Annotated in this window: 11 protein-coding genes and 1 pseudogene; 6 read left to right on the top strand and 6 right to left on the bottom strand. The window is 59.0% G+C overall.

Annotation, left to right across the window (positions count from 1 at the left end; genetic code table 11):
• Positions 1-35 precede the first annotated feature (35 nt).
• Together LB577_RS17055 and LB577_RS17060 are read right to left on the bottom strand one after the other, a co-directional pair.
• A complete protein-coding gene (locus LB577_RS17055; RefSeq protein ID WP_224687581.1) occupies positions 36-1,388 on the bottom strand; it encodes a glycosyltransferase in 1,353 nt (450 codons plus the stop codon).
• Between the two features lie 9 nt (positions 1,389-1,397).
• Positions 1,398-2,357: a hypothetical protein gene (locus LB577_RS17060; RefSeq protein WP_224687582.1), complete on the bottom strand. Its 960-nt coding sequence runs from the start codon at positions 2,355-2,357 to the stop codon at positions 1,398-1,400.
• Positions 2,358-2,521: 164 nt separating this feature from the next.
• Between LB577_RS17060 and LB577_RS17065 the strand changes: the two genes are divergently transcribed.
• Positions 2,522-4,315 (top strand): ABC transporter ATP-binding protein, encoded by a 1,794-nt coding sequence (locus LB577_RS17065; protein ID WP_224687583.1) that lies wholly within the window; start codon positions 2,522-2,524, stop codon positions 4,313-4,315.
• A gap of 20 nt (positions 4,316-4,335) precedes the next feature.
• Here the strand turns inward: LB577_RS17065 and LB577_RS17070 are convergent, their stop codons facing one another.
• Positions 4,336-5,160 carry a class I SAM-dependent methyltransferase gene (locus tag LB577_RS17070; RefSeq protein WP_224687584.1) on the bottom strand — a complete coding sequence of 275 codons (825 nt, stop codon included), beginning with the start codon at positions 5,158-5,160 and terminating at the stop codon, positions 4,336-4,338.
• Positions 5,157-6,425, bottom strand: coding sequence for a glycosyltransferase family 4 protein (locus tag LB577_RS17075; protein WP_224687585.1), 1,269 nt, complete (start codon positions 6,423-6,425; stop codon positions 5,157-5,159). Before LB577_RS17075 ends, LB577_RS17070 begins: the two co-directional genes overlap by 4 nt.
• 102 nt (positions 6,426-6,527) lie before the next feature.
• Between LB577_RS17075 and LB577_RS17080 the strand changes: the two genes are divergently transcribed.
• The 5 genes and pseudogenes from LB577_RS17080 to LB577_RS17100 all read left to right on the top strand — a co-directional run bounded on the left by LB577_RS17080 (position 6,528) and on the right by LB577_RS17100 (position 12,979).
• Complete coding sequence (locus tag LB577_RS17080) at positions 6,528-7,808, top strand: nucleotide sugar dehydrogenase (RefSeq protein WP_224687586.1); 1,281 nt, start codon at positions 6,528-6,530, stop codon at positions 7,806-7,808.
• A gap of 31 nt (positions 7,809-7,839) precedes the next feature.
• Positions 7,840-8,498: pseudogene (locus tag LB577_RS17085) on the top strand (NAD-dependent epimerase/dehydratase family protein); the annotation flags it as partial.
• Between the two features lie 126 nt (positions 8,499-8,624).
• Complete coding sequence (locus LB577_RS17090; protein ID WP_224687655.1) at positions 8,625-9,419, top strand: class I SAM-dependent methyltransferase; 795 nt, start codon at positions 8,625-8,627, stop codon at positions 9,417-9,419.
• 81 nt (positions 9,420-9,500) lie between these two features.
• Entirely contained in the window at positions 9,501-11,471 is a 1,971-nt protein-coding gene (asnB, locus tag LB577_RS17095; RefSeq protein ID WP_224687587.1) for an asparagine synthase (glutamine-hydrolyzing), read from the top strand.
• Between the two features lie 191 nt (positions 11,472-11,662).
• Positions 11,663-12,979, top strand: coding sequence for an O-antigen ligase family protein (locus LB577_RS17100; protein WP_224687588.1), 1,317 nt, complete (start codon positions 11,663-11,665; stop codon positions 12,977-12,979).
• Positions 12,980-13,608: 629 nt separating this feature from the next.
• On the opposite strand, the gene LB577_RS17105 is transcribed toward LB577_RS17100, so the two are convergent.
• On the bottom strand, positions 13,609-13,902 hold the full coding sequence (locus LB577_RS17105; protein ID WP_224687589.1) for a hypothetical protein: 294 nt from the start codon (positions 13,900-13,902) through the stop codon (positions 13,609-13,611).
• A gap of 76 nt (positions 13,903-13,978) precedes the next feature.
• A complete protein-coding gene (locus tag LB577_RS17110) occupies positions 13,979-16,024 on the bottom strand; it encodes an SPFH domain-containing protein (protein ID WP_224687590.1) in 2,046 nt (681 codons plus the stop codon).
• Between the last annotated feature and the right edge of the window lie 318 nt (positions 16,025-16,342).

A 16,342-nucleotide genomic window follows, 5' to 3' on the forward strand; every position in this document is an offset into this window, starting at 1 on the left:
GAGGGATTAGCAAGGGCGTCAGAGTTCCCGCTCATTCATCTGCCCGCGAGGTAGAGGCGTTCATAAGCGTCGACCATTGTCCCGATCGAGTAGCGCAGCCGCATCCTCCGCTGTCGGAATTCGCGGTCAGTTGCCGGCTCCGGCAACCGGCCGACAACGGCAAGCAATCCACGCGCCAGATCGACAGGAGCCCCGGGCTCCACCAACTCACATCCGGGCAGGCCGGAGATCGCCTCCGGATTGCCACCGACATTGGTGGCGACGACCGGAAGACCGGCAGCCAGCTTCTCCATCAAGGCGTTGCAAAAGCCCTCTTCGTGAGAAGCGATCACCCCGACATCCATGCCGGCAAGCAGACCGGGGATATCGTTCTGCGCGCCCAAGACATGCACCTTCGATCCAACGCCGAGCCGCTGGGCCTGCTCCGCCAGAGCCGGTCCGATGCCCCGGTCCTGCCCGACTACGAACAGTTTCAGATTCGACCGCTTCTGGCATGCAAGAGCGAAGCCCTCGATCAGATCGCGATGCCCCTTATAGGGGATCAGATTGGCGACTATGACGATGCCGATCTCTTCCGGATCGAGGCCGAATCGGCGCCGCGTTTCCTCCCGGCGATTGCCGATATCATCGAAGCGACCCAGATCCAGCCCGTTCGGGATCACGCAGATGCGGTCGATGTCGTAGTCGTCGCGGGCCGCCATGTCGCCCGCGACCGCATGGGAATTGGCGATCACGACATGAGAAAGCCGGTTGGCGATCCGATCCATCCGTTTTAGCCGGGGCCAACGATCCTGATGGTTGCCCAGGCCGCGTCGCGAGGTGATGATGAGCGGCGCAGACGCGATCCTACCGGTCACCGCGCCGATGAAGTTGGTTAGCGGCAGAAAGGCATGAACGACGCTTGGCCGTGTCAGGGCAACGCGCCCAGCGAGCCACACGGCAGCCGCCGCGAGAACCGTTATCGACTTCACGGTTGGCCGCTTCTTCGGAGCGACGCGCTTTTTGACGTCCATCTCGACTGATGATAGCGACGCGGGCGTCGGGTTCTGCCGATTTAAGCCACTGAATACCGGGATGCCGGCCCGACTCAGGGCCTCAGCCAGCACGCCCCCCCCGGAAAGCGCAAAGATTTCGACCCTCCAGCCGCGCTGCTTCAGTCCCTTGGCGAGCAACACGAGTTGGCTCTCCGTCCCACCGAGATCGAGTGTCCCGATGACAAAAAGAACGCCGCGGCGACGCTTTCGGGCGATCGCTACAGAGGGTACAACAACGTACCCCTCTTCCTGGGCGTCATCCATGGGAACTTCTTCTCGCAGCGCCATCAGCCCGCCGCCGAGCATATCGCTTGGCCTTCGCTTGCCACAGACCCATGCCGCACGCAAGCGCATGGCACGTCCTTAGCGACCGGAATTAGACTGGTTGTCACGAGCGAACAATATCGAAAAAAGAACGTATCCACGGGCCGTCGCGATCGCTCGTTTTGTGAACCGGGCGACTTTTTCGCGGCGATTGAGGAGCGCGCCACCAGCAGCGAACAGCACACCCATGGCCAACAACATCAGCGGCGGAAACCACTTCAAATTTTCGAACTTCGCCTCATATGCACGCACCTCACGAAAGCCTTCAGCGGTTCCGAGCGGTTGCCAGGATTGGCCATAAGCGTCGCGCAGCACAGGAAGCATCGGCTCGAAACCCGCATAATAGGAATCGATTATTGACGGATTCTGCTCGATCGACGCGAGAGAATAGGGGACGAAGACGCCGTAATCCGAATCGAGAATGTTGCCATTCGATTCGACGACAGTGTGGTGGGGCACGCTGTATATCGTTGCTTCGATCGCTTGATCGGCAAGAATGGAATAGACAATTTTCGAGACTTGGGAGCAGAAGCCATAGCCGCGATCGATCGCCTTCTGCGGCGTCACGAATTCATAGTTCTGAAGGTTTTCTCCATATTGGGGAAGAAAACTCTGCATCCAGAGCAGGTAGTTGTCGAAGATGCTGATCCGTGTATAGCGGGCATCGGATGCCGTCCAGATATCGCCTTCCGTCCAATGGTGCACCATTCCGCCCGCCACGGTCCTTGTCAGGCGCCCGAGATAGGCTTGCATCGGCTCATCCGCCCCGCGGGAGAGAGCGGCGAGGTGTTCAATCTTCCGCTCGAACCCGAGCGGACCTTTGATTGCCGCAGCGGGAGGCGCCGGATAGGCACTGACCAAACCGAGCGGATAGGCGGCGACAAAAAGCAGGAAAACCGCTCCAACTCCGGCTAGAAAGAATCCCAGCGATTGCAGCCGCCGCCCGGGGGAGGAATTCGCATGTGGCCTCAACCCTGGAACCGCTTCGTCATCGTTCATGAATACAGCATATCTCAAAGCCGTGTTGGCGGATTGTACTTAATAGCCGAAATGGCCAGAATTGTGAATCGCCGCAAAGCCGATCTTATGTGAGAAATTGTCGGTAGGCACCAGTAGCGCCTTGTCGCCGGGCACTGAACGTGCGCATTGGGCGTTCCTTTAATGTGGACATCGATTTGGCATTGAACGGAAATCGGACCCCGGACAGCACGGTCGACGCACTTCGACGCTTGTGGCGACAGCTGTCGAAGCGCCGGCAGCACCAGTTTTTCGGCCTTCTGGTGCTGATGCTCTTCGGCGCGATCGCCGAGGCCGCGACGCTGGGTGCCCTGCTGCCATTTCTCGCACTGATTGCTAATCCCGATGCGATCGGCGATCAGTCCTTCGTCGCACGTCAACTGACAGGTTTAGGTCTTGCCGGTCTCAACAAAAGCCTTCTCACTTTGACGGTCCTCTTTTCGGCGGTGGCCGTCTTTGCCGGAGCCGTGCGCATTCTTCTGACCTGGGCCACCAATTCCTATGTCTTCTCGCTCGGGCACGAACTGGGCATAAGGGTCTACGAGCGCGTACTCTATCAGCCTTACAGCTATCACGTATCACGCAACTCCAGCTCCGTGCTGGCCGCGCTACATCAGGTCCAGACGATCACCGCGGGCATACTTCTTCCCCTGCTGCAGTCGATTGGCGGCGTGATCATCGGCGTTTTCATCGTCGCCGCTTTATTTGCTCTCAGTTCCTTCATGACTTTCGTGATCTTCACTGGTCTAGGGGCGATCTATCTCGTGATGTCGCTCGTCATCCGCAGGCATCTCAAGAGGAATGCCCGGATCATCGCGCGCGTGCAGTCAGAAGGCATCCGTTCAGTGCAAGAGGGTCTGGGTGGTATTCGCGACGTGATCATCAACGACACCCAGCCTTATTTTCTATCACGTTTCGGCGAACTCGATAGGCACTTCCAGCGCGCCAATGCCACGAACGCGCTAGCGGCCGGAACGCCTCGCTTCGCCATTGAAGCCGCTGGCATGGTCATCATCGCGGCGCTCGCCTATTTCCTGATTACCCGGACCAACAATGCCGGTCTGGTGATGCCGATGCTTGGGACCTTCGTACTTGGCGCGCAACGCCTGCTGCCATCCATGCAACTGGTTTACGGAAACTGGGCGCTTATGCTCAGCAATCTTGCCGGCGTGGAACTTGTGCTCACTACGCTGGAGACACCGCTTCCTCTGGACTGGGGTCAGTACCCCCGCACTCGGGTGCCATTCGATCGGACGATTGTGCTGAAAGATGTGTCATACCGCTACGCCCCCGATCAGCAGCCGATACTTGAACGGTTCAATCTCACCATCCTCAAGGGAGCCAAGGTCGGCTTTGTCGGCAAGACCGGAAGCGGGAAAAGCACGACGGTCGATCTGGTGATGGGCCTGCTCGACCCGACCGGCGGAGCGATCGAGATCGACGGACATCGCCTGGACGGCACCACGCGGCGTGCCTGGCAGAGGCAGATTGCGCATGTGCCGCAGAGTATCTTCCTTGCCGACGCCTCGATAGCCGAGAACATCGCTTTCGGCATTGAGCCGGCGAGGATCGATCGCGATCGCGTGCGCGGCGCAGCGCGGCAGGCCGCCCTCGCGGACTTCATCGAGAGCTTGCCGCAGGGCTACGAGACGCGGGTCGGTGAGCGCGGCGTCCGGCTGTCGGGCGGCCAGCGTCAGCGAATCGGCATTGCCCGGGCGCTCTACAAACAGGCAACCGTGCTCGTCTTCGACGAAGCCACGAGCGCGCTCGATATGGAGACCGAGGCGGCCGTCATGGAGGCGATCCGGGAGTTGCCCGCCGACTTGACGGTGCTGATCATTGCCCATCGCCTGACGACGGTCGAATATTGCGACGAGATCATCACGATCGAGAACGGCCGGCCGGCGATCTGGACGAGGGCCGGAGGGCAGATTGCTTAGGGCAGTTTAGGGCGCGCGGCCTATCGGCCCTTCGGATTGCGGAAGAGAAATTCCGTGCAAGCTTCACCGGTGGATATCCTGACGAGCTCGAAATCGAACCGTTCCTTCAGGAAATCGATCACGGCGTTGTCGTCGGCAAACTCCATCGGCCAGCCGCCCAGCCAATCGCGGACGTCGGTCATGTAGCTCATGCCCCGCCCTTTTTTCTTCTCGTAGATTTGCTTTAAAAGATGCGGCAGTCGAAGTGGATTGCGGCCAAGGCCGAAGCGCCAGATGTACCAGTATTCCATCCTCCACCTTTGCCGAGGGTTGGCGGCATTGTATTGCCGCTTCACGTCGAGCCAGAATTGCGCGGAAGGCTTCACGACATTCGACGAATAGAGAGAGATGAAGAATAGGCCGCCGGGCGCTACCTTGCCCGCCGCATTCTCGATCGCTTCCCACATGCCGCCGGTGTGGTGGAGCACCCCCCACGAATAGACAAGGCTCCAGGTGCCGAGGGTCTCCAGATAGTCGGCGTCGAGTACGTCGCCTCTTTCGACGACCCAGTTTGGCGGATTCCCGGCCAACTTGCGCAGCTTGCCGGTTGTATCTACCGAAAGCGAATCAAAATCGAAGGAATGTATCCGATCCGCTTTCGCGTCGAAGGCGGCAAGCGAGTGCAACCCGCTGCCGCTTCCGATATCGAGAAAATCCATCCCTTCGAGGCTCTGTTTGCCCAAGAAGGACAAAAGCCTGTCGGCAGCTAGCTGCCGGCGTTCAGCCGAGTAGTGCTTGTCGACGAACGACGCCCAATTGGCTCCGAACTCGTACCGGTTCGACGATGGATTCCCTGCAAATGTCATTCTGCGGCTCGGTGCCCGATTTCGATGATTTCCATCATGTGAGCAGTAACTTTGTGAACATCGTAGCGCTGTTCGGCAATCGACCGGCTGTTCTTGGCCATGGATTCGGTTTCATCTGGGTTGTCAATCAGGCGGATCATGGCTTCAGCCAAGGGGGTAGTGCCGCCAACCGGCACCAGCAGGCCGTTAAACCCGGGTACGATCGGCGCGCGGCAACCCGGCGCATCCGTTGTGATCACCGGGCGCCCCATCGCCATGGCCTCCAAGACTGAGCGCGACGTCCCCTCGCGATAGGATGGAAGCACGAATATGCGCGAATCGGCGATCACTCGACGGACGTCTTCAACCGGCCCGTGATATCGGATGGTTCCGTCGGCGACCGCTGCCTCAACCTCCGACACTGGAAAGCCCGAAGGGTTCGGATCTCTATCTCCGACCAAGTCGAAGCGAGCGTCAGGTCTGACTGCCTTAACCTGCTTTGCCGCACCAAGATACTCCGCGAGGCCTTTGTCACGAAGCAGGCGTGCAATCATAAGAAATCGTGGCTGCTCGGGTAATGGCGCGACTTTGAATCGGTCTAGATCGACTCCCGAACCGTTGACGACATTGGCTGGTGTGCGCCCGAGCAGGCCCTGGCGACGAAAGTCATCCCGGTCGTCGTCGTTCTGGAAGGTGACTGAGGTCGCAACCCGCAGGCTCGCGCCATAAAGAAGCCGAGCCACGGCATTGATCATCCTCCATCGGAGCGATTTGTGCCGGTCGGTGAACGCATAGCCGAGCCCGGTGATTAGCGCGTGCCGGCGCGGTATCCCCGCAATCAGGGCCGCGGGTATGCCATAGACGATCGGCTTGATCGCACAGCTCAGCACGATCCGAGGTTTGATTTGTCGCAGTTTGTTGTAAAGACGAAAGGCCAACAGCGTGTCGCCGAATGGAGCAATCGCGGCACGCTCCATCGGCAGTGGATGAAAACGGATGCCATTTTCGGTCAACCACCGAACGGTCATCGCGTCGACCGGCGCCAAGGCATGAACCTCGTATCCGGCATCGCGCAGCGCAACAAGAAAATGCCCCCGAGTGGTTGCCAGGGACTTGGGTTCGCTCACGACGACGACGATACGATTCATGCGGTCGATTTCTCGGGCCGATTGCTTCAAGCCAGTCGCCTCTTGTAAGTTTTTGAAGGTCGAAACCCAATCCTGCCGGATGTTATCCACAACATCGATCGTCATCGGCGGATGGAACACGAAATTGGTCTTGGGCATTTTTGAGTGGACACTTCTCTCTCCGCGGGGCCCTATCGTTGAATTGGCCCATGGCCTGCCATACAAGCACGTCGACTCGTAATCGATCTGAGGAATCCGCGGATGTCCGAGCGCGTTGCTGTTATCGGTTTGGGATATGTCGGGCTGCCCGTAGCCGTCGCGTTTGGCGAGGTTTTCCCCGACACGATAGCTTTCGACATCAGCGACCGGCGGATCCAGGAACTGCGTGGCGGCGTCGACCGCACTGGCGAGGTCGACCCGTTTGCGCTGAAGGAATCGTCGATCGTGCTTACGACCGACCGGGAGACGTTGAAAGGCGCGACGTTCTTCATCATTGCCGTGCCGACACCTATCGATGTCAACCGCGCTCCCGATCTTGCTGCTCTGAAACTGGCATCGGAGCTTGTCGGTGAAGTGGTGAGCAAAGGCGCGGTCGTCGTGTTCGAATCGACGGTCTATCCAGGCGTGACCGAGGATTTCTGCGGGCCGATCATCGAGCGTGTTTCCGGCCTGCGTCATCCTCACGACTTCGCGCTCGGCTATTCGCCTGAACGGGCCAATCCGGGCGATCGGGAGCACTCGCTGCGACGGATCGTCAAAGTCGTATCCGGCGAGAACCCCGAAACGCTGGAGCGCGTGGCAAGCGTCTATGGCAGCATCATTGATGCAGGCGTCTACCGCGCCCCGTCGATAAAGGTCGCTGAAGCTGCGAAGGTGATCGAGAACACCCAGCGTGATCTGAACATCGCGCTGATGAATGAACTGGCCATGATCTTCGAGCGGCTTGATATCCGCACGCAGGACGTTCTTGATGCAGCAGCGACCAAATGGAACTTTCTCCCCTTCAAGCCAGGCTTCGTCGGCGGCCACTGCATCAGCGTCGATCCGTATTATCTGACCGCCAAGGCCGAGGCCGAGGGCTACCACCCGCAGATCATCCTCGCTGGCCGTCGCATCAATGATGGCATGGGGGCCTTTGTTGCCCAGCAGGTCGTCAAGCAGCTGATCCGCTCAGACATACCGGTCAAAGGAGCGTCTGTCGGCGTTCTCGGACTGACGTTTAAGGAGGACGTGCCGGATCTGCGCAACAGCCGCGTTTTCGACATGGTCAAGGAACTGAGGCAGTTCGGAATTGTCCCCAAAGTCCACGATCCTCTTGCCGATGCCGAAGCCGCCCGACGCGATCATGGCGAAACTATCCTGCCGCTCGCCGAAATAGGTGATTTGCAGGCGCTTGTCCTGGCGGTACCTCACAAGCATTATCTCGCTAGGGAAAGAGCGCATCTTTTTCAGATGATCAGGCCTGGTGGAACGTTGTTCGACATCAAGTCTGCCATCAAACCGAATGAAATTCCTGGCAACATAAAATATTGGAGCCTGTAAGGCTCCGCCTGAATTGACGCCAGGATATGCCGTGACATCAAGCGGGCCTGTTCTGATCACCGGCGCGGCCCGGTTTCATCGGATTTCACCTTAGCCAGAGGCTGCTTGCCGAAGGCCGGCGGGTTATTGGCCTATGACGTCACCTTGAAGCAGGCGAGACTTGAGCGGCTGAAAGGGTTCCCGGATTTTCATTTCGAGCATGTCGATCTCACCGACGGCAACCGCATCTCGACGCTGTTTGCGTCAACCGCTCCGGAGATCGTCGTTAATCTCGCGGCGCAAGCGGGTGTGCGCTATTCTCTCACCGTCCGCATGCCTATGTGGAAAGTAACCTCAGTGGTTTTCTCAAAATCCTGGAGGGATGCCGGCACGCCTCGGTCGAGCATCTCGTCTACGCGTCATCGAGCTCGATCTATGGCGGCAGCACGCGCATGCCGTTTTCCGTGCATGATTCGGCTGACCATCCGCTCAGCCTCTATGCGGCCAGTAAGCCTCTATGCGGCCAGTAAGAAGGCAAACGAGCTGATGGCCCATACCTACAGCCATCTGTTTGCCCTGCCGACGACAGGATTGCGCTTCTTCACCGTCTATGGTCCGTGGGGACGGCCCGACATGGCCTTGTTCATTTTCGCCAAGGACATCCTCGCCGGCAAACCGATCGACGTCTTCAACCATGGCAACGTGCGGCGACCGGTTTCAGGCCGGAGATTCCCATCGAGATCGGGGTTCCGCGCTTTGTCGAATGGTATCGGCAGTTCTATCGGGTATGATCCGCAGAGTCGATGCCTCGCAAAAAGGACGACAGGGGGGAGGCTCATGAACGCACGTTATGATTTCGGCCGCAACTGGTCCGAGCTTGCCGCGCGTTTCGAGAACGAACACCTCAACCGGGCTTGCGAGGATCTTCGCCGCCTGGTGGGTGATCTTGAGGGCAAGACATTTCTCGACATTGGCTGCGGATCGGGGCTGCATTCAGCGGCAGCGTTTCGACTGGGCGCGGCGAAAGTCACGGCCCTCGACTATGACGCGGACTGCGTCGAGACGACCAAAGCCGTCCTGTCCCGGTTCGCGCCGGAAGCCGATTGGAGTGTCAAACGGGCCGATGTCCTTGACAGGACCTCGCTGCCAGCCGGGACGTTCGACGTCGTCTATTCATGGGGCGTCTTGCACCATACCGGAGACATGTGGACAGCAATCGGCAACGCCGCCGGCTTTGTCGGCCGCGGTGGGCGATTGGGCATTGCGATCTACCTGAAGACACCGCTGTGCGGATTGTGGGCGGTCGAAAAGAGACTCTATGCATCGCATCGATGGCTGAGGCCTCCGGTCAAGGCGCTGTTTGTCTCAGCCTACATGGCGGCAAGGACGCTGCGCCACCGTGACCCGTTCTCGTTTGTAAAGAACTACCGCGCGCGCCGAGGCATGGAATTCCTGGCGGATGTGGACGACTGGCTTGGCGGCTATCCCTATCAATCCATCTCGTCCAGCGAGTTGGAGATGACGGTGGAGAACCTTGGGTTTCGCACGAAAAAACGTTTTAATGTAATTCCTGGAATTGGCCTGTTCGGCACCGGCTGTGGTGAATGGTGTTTCGAGCGAGCGGATTTATAGCAACCGGGTTCTTCTCACTCCGATTTCGCGCCATAGAGGGGAAGAAACCTGAGCAACCAAATATGGAGCAGTAAGCGCCAGATGTGCGGTATCGTCGGCATTGTGGGTGGAGCGGCCGCGACGAGCAGCGGCAGCCTCACCGTGCGTCGCATGGCGGACAGGATCCGGCATCGCGGACCGGACGGCGACGGCGTCTGGACCGACGCGGAGGCCGGTATCGCCGTAAGCCAGCGCCGGCTGGCTATCATCGACCTATCGTCGGCTGGCGCGCAGCCGATGATCTCCCACAGTGGCCGCTACGTCATCGTCTTCAACGGGGAGATCTACAATCAGGGCGAGATGCGGGCGCATCTCGACCAGCAATTTGGCGTCCATGCCTGGCGCGGGCATTCCGACACTGAGGTCTTCCTGGCCGCTATCGAAGAGCTTGGAACCAAAAAAGCGCTTGAACTGGCCGTGGGCATGTTTGCTTTTGGCTTTTGGGACCGGCGCGAGAGAACGCTGGTTCTCGGGCGCGATCGCCTAGGGGAGAAGCCGCTCTATTACGGCCGGGTCGGCAAGGCCTTCGCGTTTGCCTCGGAACTCAAGGCCTTTCAGCCGCTGCCGGACTGGCGCCCGGAGGTCGACCGCAATGCGCTGGCGCTGATGATGCGCCACAACTACATCCCCGCGCCCTACAGCATTTACCAAGGCATCCGAAAGTTGAGGCCCGGCCATTTTCTCGTCCTTTCCGGTCCTATGCATGAGCCGCACGTCGAGAATTATTGGAGTGCCCGCGATGTCGCAGAGCAAGGTCGGCGCGACCCTTTCGAGGGCAGCCCCGAAGAGGCGGTCGACGAGGTCGAGCGTCATCTTCGCCGCGCGCTCGAAGGACAGATGATCGCTGACGTGCCGCTCGGCGCCTTCCTGTCGGGCGGCATCGATTCTTCCGCAGTAGTTTCGGTCATGCAGTCGATCAGCGCGCGGCCGGTGCGCACCTTTACGATCGGCTTCAATGAAGCGGGCTACAACGAGGCGAACCATGCCAAGCAGGTGGCGCACCACCTCGGCACCGATCATACCGAGTTCTATGTCAGCCAGCGCGACGCGCTTGATGTCGTACCGCAACTGCCCGGTATATATTGCGAGCCGTTCTCCGACTCCTCGCAAATCCCGACTTTCCTCGTCTCGAAACTGGCACGTGGCAGCGTTACCGTGGCGTTGTCGGGCGACGGCGGCGACGAGCTGTTCTCCGGCTACACCCGCTACGCGCTCGCCGATGCATTCTGGAACAAGCTGTCGCGTATCCCGATCGGCCTGCGCCGCGCGTCGGCCAGCCTGGCGACGCTGCCGTCACCCGAGCTCTACAACAACGTCGCGGGCGGCATCATGCCGATCTTGCCGCAACGTCTGCGCCGCGAACGCGTCGGCGACAAGATCCATAAGGCCGCGTCCGTGTTTTCGCTGGCAAGCATGGACGATGTCTACCGTCGTCTCTGCTCGCACTGGGAACCGACCCAGATCATCCCGGGTGCCGTCGAGCCGCCGACCATGCTGACGGGTCTGGAAGCGCTTCCGGACTTGCCGGGCAATGTCGAGCGGATGATGTACCTCGATATCATGAGCTATCTGCCGGATGATATCCTGGTGAAAGTCGACCGCGCCGCCATGGCCGTCAGCCTCGAGGCCCGCATGCCGCTGCTCGACCACCGCCTCATAAGCTTCGCACTGTCGCTGCCGCTTTCCATTCTGCGCGCCGGCGGCCAGACGAAGTGGCCGCTCAGGCACCTGCTTTACCGGCATGTTCCCAAAGCCCTTGTCGAACGTCCCAAGATGGGCTTTGGCGTGCCTATCGACGCCTGGCTGCGCGGCGCGCTGCGCGAATGGGCCGAGGCGTTGCTCGACGAGCGCCGGTTGCGCGAAGACGGGTTCTTCCGGCCCGAAGCGATCCGGCGCGCCTGGTCCGAACACCTCTCCGGACACCGTAACAACCAGTACCTGCTTTGGGACGTGCTGATGTTCCAGTCCTGGCGGGAGGTAACCCAGGGCGCTTCGGCGGCGGTGGCGGCCTGAGCAAGCGTCGCGGCTGGGCCGGTTTGGTTTTGCCGCATCCGCTCACGCAACTGGTAAAAGAAGCGACAGTTCCACACTACCGAACCCCAAAGCGAGCAGCTATACGAAGCTGGGGCAGAGGGGCGAAGCACGGTAAGCGAGGATCGTTCGGACGATTCTCGCGCGACCTCGATGATCGCGAAGCAAAGGCATTGAACCTGTTTACATTGCTCCGGCTCCGGCGCCAGCTCACGGCGGAACAGGTCAACCGCTACTTCTCGATCGCCTGCTTCTTTTCGCCACCGGTGCTCGGATCCGTAGTGGGCTTTGTCTTTCATGGCGGCGCGTTATGGTCGCTGGTGCTGCTCTTTTCCGGGCGCCGCCGCTTGAACATCGACCGGCCGATGCTTGCCATGACCATAGCGATCTATGCCTATTGTGCGGCGCAGGTGCTGGCGTCGACCTTCAACGGCACGCTGCGCGCCGACGTCACGCATTTCCTGCCTCTGGTCACCTTGTTGTTATTTCCGGTCTCGTATTCGACCTGGAGCATTACCGACAAGGCGATCTTGGCGCGCATCGCTGTGCGCGCCAGCGCGGCGGCATGCGTCGGAGCGCTGGTGTTGGCAATCGTCCAATATCACTGGTTCGGAATGCCGAGGGCAGAAGGAGGAGCCGGAAATCCGATCGTGTTTGCGACGGTCACCTGCCTTGCCGTGATGATGTGCCTTGCGGGCGTCCTGTCAGGCGTTGAGAAAGCCTGGAAGCCGCTCACCGCCGCAGCGCTCGCCGGCATCGTGGCGACCATCTACTCGGGCTCGCGAATGATTTGGGTGGCCTTGCTCATCGCGGTTGTAGCCGTCCTTGTGATCAATCGCCAAAGAGTCTGGCGATCAGATATGAGACAGTTGCTCGTGATTGCCGGCGCCTCGATGCTGCTCATCGCGGCAACTATGTCTCCAATCATCGTCGATCGCACACATGTCCTGTACGATAACTGGAATGCCCTCGCCACCAAAGGCGACTATACCACCCCGCTCGGGTTGAGGGTTGGGTTGTGGGACATCGGGCTCGACGCCTTTCGCCAAGCGCCTGTTTTTGGTCATGGAATGGCCGCCAGCCGGGTGCTTTCAAGGCAGGGATTCAAACAGCACTTTGGGGCGAACGAAGGCTTCAACCACTTTCACAATGGCTTTCTGACGGCGTTGGTGCAGGCCGGGCTCGCAGGTGCGCTAACACTGGCTGCAATCTTCGCCGTGGCGGTATGGAATGCGACAAGGGTCCTGCGTATCAATCCCGATCCGTTGGAGCGCTTCGGCGCCACCATGATTGTGGTCACCGTCATAGTATACATTGGTGGTGGCCTGACAGGCATCCTTGTCGGCCACGATATTCTTGACACGACGCTGATGGTCTTGCTGGTTTGCGGAACATACCTGGCTTGCGGGCAAACAATTTCGCCGATCCGCAAGAGTCGGCCAACGAATCAACCGTCTGCTTTTAGGAGGCACCAAGATGGGAGCGAATAACCTACTTGCGCCCAAAGCTGCCGTTCGCGTCGTGGAAAACCTAGCGTTTCCAAATGTGGGGAACACGGTAACGCTTTTCCGACAATCTATAATTACCTCGGGCCACTCTGAAATCGTGATGAACCTCGGACGGTCACCTGCAACCTTGAGAGGGCTGTCCGACCTGCAAGCTCATCGGCGACAAATTTGCCCGCTCGCAACGAGAGCCCGCTAGAGCCTTTCACGTTTGACGGAAGCGTAGCTGCGTTTTCGAAGTAGTTCTTGGATTCGGCTGCGTCACCGGGCTTTGCGCAAGCCGTCGGAGCTCCTCGCTTCGAACATCGGCGGCCAACTTCCAGAAACCGGTTCTGATATCCGAATTTCTCCCATAAGCGCACGCAATTCGGGCTGAAGCGCAAGGCAGAAAATTTGGAAAAGCTTCCAAGAACCCAGGGGAATTGGAGGCCGGATCGGATGTTACGGCCAATGGATATCGTCGCGAACGTCCGCAATGAAGCGGCAATTCTCGTCGGCGAAAGAGGGTCCGAATCGGACTGTCAGCGGCTCTGTCGTGGGAACGAAAAAGGAAGAGAAGCAGAACTTTCGTGTGCGATTTTTGCACACAGAGGCGCGTAAATAGCTGATTCTATTTATGTATCTACCCCATCCATCATCGGGGCAATGGCAAGCTCTTGATTGTTCAGCACTTGAAAACTTTTGGCCAACTCATGGACCTTCATATCGACGACATGTGCGATGTAGGCAAGTCCCCTTGCCGCTCCAAGGCCGCAGCCTTCGATGTGCTCCAAAGACATCTTGGAAATGCAATATCGCGGCCCTCGATCGTCGAGCCTGTTGATCTCGCGCGTATCGCCTAAGAGGCTTGGCCTTGTGTTGGCAAAGATTCGGGCCACCCTGGTGTGGTTGGACGGATCGGCCGGCATGAGTGGATTCCTGCGCCTCGCCGCCGCATGTTTCGGCAGTGCGCAAAATGGGCCGGAACAACCGGCCCATCCTCAATCATTCCTCCTCAACGGGTGCCGGGATCTCATCCGGTAGGTTTTGCGGTCCAACCCGGTCGGCGACGAGCATCGAAAGCATCATCTCCACAAGGCCATTGGCAGCCCCCTTATCGCCACCGGTAGCGCCCATCTGGATCTGCGGCACCAGCGGGATCCTGCCATTCTCGATCGCCTCGGCGAAGCGCATGAGAACCTGCGAGTTGAGCTGATAGTCCGGGCCGCCGAAGGCTGCGACCTTCTTCTCGGTGGCCTCGGCCTCCGCCAGACCGATGGCACGCACCCTCTCGGCATCCGCGAAACCGGTCGCCTTGATGCGTTCGGCATTGGCAAGCGCGATAGCCTTGATCATGTCAGCCTCGCCCTGGCCGCCGAGGCGCACCTTCTCGGCCTCTGCCTTGGCGGTGACCTGAATGGTTTCCGCCTGCTGGCGGGTGCGGGCGAGTTGCGCCTTGCCCTCGTTCTCACTGATCTCGATGGTAAGTGCCGACGTCGTGATCTTGGCTTGCTGTTCGGCGAGCGCCTCCTTCTCGCGCAACGTGCGTTCCTGGATGGCCGCCGCCTCTTGCAATTTATAAGTCTCGACCTTTTCGACCGCGATCTGGCGCTCGCGGAGCTGGATCAGGATCTGCTCTATGCTGTTCTGGCCATTGGCGGCACGGGGCGTACCAATCAACACTTCTTGCAGCTCGAGACTGTAGGAATTGAATTTTTCGCGCATCTCCTCGCCCGATTTGCGCTGGATATCGCTACGCTCCTGCAAAAGCTGGATCAGCGTCTTTGTCTGGGCGATATTCTTGAAGTAAGCAGAAACCATCGGATCGAGCGTTTGTTCGACCAGCCGCTTGATATCACCGAAACGCTGCACCACCAGTGGCGCCTTCATATAGTCGATATGCACTACGACGGAGAGCGGCAGCACAGGCTCGAACGCATCCTTGGTGATCAATGACACTTCGGACAGGTTCTCGTCCAGCCTGTGTTCGCCAAACTGCTCCTTCGTCCATTTGAGCACGAAGTTGGTGGTCGGCACGATAATGATATTGCCGGCATAGGTATTGAACGCATATTTGCCTGGCAGTAGCGGCGTTGACCAGACACCGCGTGAGCCGATTTCGACCAGCTCGCCGTGACGGTATGCCTGCCCTGAAATATCCGTGCCATGGCGGCCGTTATAGGAGACGACGACACCAACCGTGCCAACATCAATGATCGTCTTCTCGACCAGTTCGACGGTCGCGAAAATTCGATTGAGGAAGTAGCTGCCGTCGGCCAGCACCTGCAACTGCCGGCCACGGTAGCCACCGGCATTGAGAAACTTCTCCGGGTCCTGAAAATTGTTGTGGAAGTTCGGGTCGTTCGGATCATTGGCAACGGTCGGTGCGATGATCTCGCCGTCCGGTAGGGCCGGACCGTCATGGATGGTGACGATGCCGATCATGTCCTCGGCATTGTGGATGACGACTGGCTCAAAGCCGCCCCGCTCCGAGATCATGCTGGACATATTGGTAAAAAGGTTTTGTTCCGACGAACTCAGATTAACAGAATAGATCGACTGGGCGGTCAGCACGATGAATTGTGCGAGATTGATAGCATAGGTGCCTTCACGCAGGATCTTGCGTTGCGGTCCTTTCTGTCCGCCTTTTTCGAGAAAGCCGCGCACATCCTGGAAATCATCGGCTTCGGTATTGGAAGCAAGTGTCTGCGTCGGAGGCAGCGGCTTGCCATCACGGGCAAAGACATAGCCGATCTGACCCTGCGGAATAGTGACAAGGTTGGCGCGATGCATCGAATATTGGAACGGCATGAAGAAATGCAGGCCACCGCGCACGACCTCCGGCTGGTAGCCGGCCTCACGGTTGAGCGCGATGAAGCCATTACTTACGGAGCCCCGGAAACTCCATAGTTTTTCCAAGATGCCGAGCCTGTCGTTTGAGATGTAGCGGACCACGCCGCTCCACCAGAACAGGATTGCCAGCACGATGGCCAGCACGGCTATCTCGATCGCCATCCATTCCATCGGGCCGACATATTGTAGGGCTTCCATCTGCTGTCTCCTATGGGCGCGCGGGTTCGTTCACCCGCCGGCCCACCCGGTTGGTGTTGATTGATGAAGCGGGGAGATTGCGCAGCGACATGCTCGGCGCACTAAGGGCGTCGAATGTTTGGGCTGCTCTTTGGATGAGAAAATAACCGCGCATCCCGAGTCCCCAGTGAGGGGAAGCGCGTGGTCGTGAGCTATGTCACATCGGTGTTGCCTTGACAGACATTACAGCAAATGACGTAGGGATCGCGACAACAGGTTTAAAGATGCTCCGCGTAGAAATCGTATAAGTATTTCCAAACGTTTTTATTTCGAAAGCGT

The sequence above is a fragment of the Mesorhizobium sp. B283B1A genome, assembly GCF_020165735.1.
In the GTDB taxonomy this organism is placed as follows: Bacteria; Pseudomonadota; Alphaproteobacteria; order Rhizobiales; family Rhizobiaceae; genus Mesorhizobium; species Mesorhizobium opportunistum.

Bases quoted from the DNA above. Each gene is read 5' to 3' on its own strand.
- LB577_RS17055 (WP_224687581.1), bottom strand. From the start codon at position 1,388: ATGCGCTTGCGTGCGGCATGGGTCTGTGGCAAGCGAAGGCCAAGCGAT.
- LB577_RS17060 (WP_224687582.1), bottom strand. From the start codon at position 2,357: ATGAACGATGACGAAGCGGTTCCAGGGTTGAGGCCACATGCGAATTCC.
- LB577_RS17070 (WP_224687584.1), bottom strand. From the start codon at position 5,160: ATGACATTTGCAGGGAATCCATCGTCGAACCGGTACGAGTTCGGAGCC.
- LB577_RS17075 (WP_224687585.1), bottom strand. From the start codon at position 6,425: ATGCCCAAGACCAATTTCGTGTTCCATCCGCCGATGACGATCGATGTT.
- LB577_RS17080 (WP_224687586.1), top strand. From the start codon at position 6,528: ATGTCCGAGCGCGTTGCTGTTATCGGTTTGGGATATGTCGGGCTGCCC.
- LB577_RS17090 (WP_224687655.1), top strand. From the start codon at position 8,625: ATGAACGCACGTTATGATTTCGGCCGCAACTGGTCCGAGCTTGCCGCG.
- asnB (WP_224687587.1), top strand. From the start codon at position 9,501: ATGTGCGGTATCGTCGGCATTGTGGGTGGAGCGGCCGCGACGAGCAGC.
- LB577_RS17105 (WP_224687589.1), bottom strand. From the start codon at position 13,902: ATGCCGGCCGATCCGTCCAACCACACCAGGGTGGCCCGAATCTTTGCC.
- LB577_RS17110 (WP_224687590.1), bottom strand. From the start codon at position 16,024: ATGGAAGCCCTACAATATGTCGGCCCGATGGAATGGATGGCGATCGAG.